The 1,068-nt window shown below is 43.5% G+C and carries 1 protein-coding gene and 1 pseudogene; both read left to right on the top strand.

Annotated elements, in window-relative coordinates; translation table 11 throughout:
• Nucleotides 1-198: pseudogene (locus FTU29_RS17295) on the top strand (TolC family protein); the annotation flags it as partial.
• 1 nt (nucleotide 199) lies between these two features.
• A partial coding sequence (locus tag FTU29_RS17290) for an efflux RND transporter periplasmic adaptor subunit (RefSeq protein WP_180123039.1) occupies nucleotides 200-1,068 on the top strand: 869 nt, incomplete at its 3' end.

The following is a 1,068-nucleotide window of genomic DNA, read 5'->3' as shown; positions in this document are numbered from 1 at the left end:
CAAGCAACCACCCAACTGCAGAATCTTCGATTGGGTCAATTACAAATTCTACGTCAAGCTTGGCAAACTGCCCTCGCAGCTGAGGCACTCAGTATTGGCACAAGTTATGAAGAAATTAGCCGTTCGGATGCCTATACACAACTGAATAAAAAGGCAGTCGAAGCATCGCAAAATTTAATCAATGGGGGAGCACGATAAAATGAACGCCAAGCAAAACGGAAAAATATCCCAGTCTCTCATGATTGCAATTTTGATTCTGATTACGGTCTTGGTCAGTCTGGTTATTTGGTTAAGTTCAAAAAAAACTGAATCTGAGGGGCATGGTCATGATGAGGGAAATGCCGAACATTCTGATGAAGATAGTTCTGAAGAAGGACATGCTGAAGAAGGCGAAATACAACTGACCAGCCAACAAATGGTTGAACAAGGTTTAAAAGTTGCTGTTGCATCCACAGGATTGGTTGAAAAGCTGACAACCCTGCCAGGTAAATTGGTGGTGAATACCGATCAACAAGCGCATATATCGCCTAATTTTAGTGGTCATGTCGAGCAGGTCAATGTGGCTTTAGGACAGAGCGTGCAAAAAGGACAAACGCTGGCTGTACTAATCGTGCCTGAACTGATCGACCAACAGGCAAATCTGCGTATGGCACAGGTGAATCTGGATTTGGCCCGTAAAGATTACCAGCGCGAACAGCAACTCTGGTCACAGGGGATTTCTGCCAAACAGGATTACCAGCGTGCCGAAAATGCCTACCGTCAAGCGCAGATTACTGTCCAGTCCTCACAAGCACGTTTAAATGCATTAGGTGCAAGTGGCAATAACAATGGGCGTTTTCTGATTAAAGCACCGATCTCTGGGGTGATCAGTCAAAAAGATATTGTGGTCGGTGAAAATGTGCAACTGGCTAATCAGCTCTTTGTCATTGAACAGCTGAAAGATTTATGGCTTGAGTTTAATTTGCCGAATCAATTCTCAGGTCAACTGCAAGCCGGGCAAAAAATTGACTTTAAAGTGAATGATTCAGATCAAATCTATAAAGCTACTGTACAAAGCTTAACCTCTCA

It is taken from the genome of Acinetobacter sp. YH12086, assembly GCF_013419345.1.
GTDB classification, from domain to species: Bacteria; Pseudomonadota; Gammaproteobacteria; order Pseudomonadales; family Moraxellaceae; genus Acinetobacter; species Acinetobacter amyesii.
This window is presented reverse-complemented; position numbering and strand designations above follow the sequence as displayed.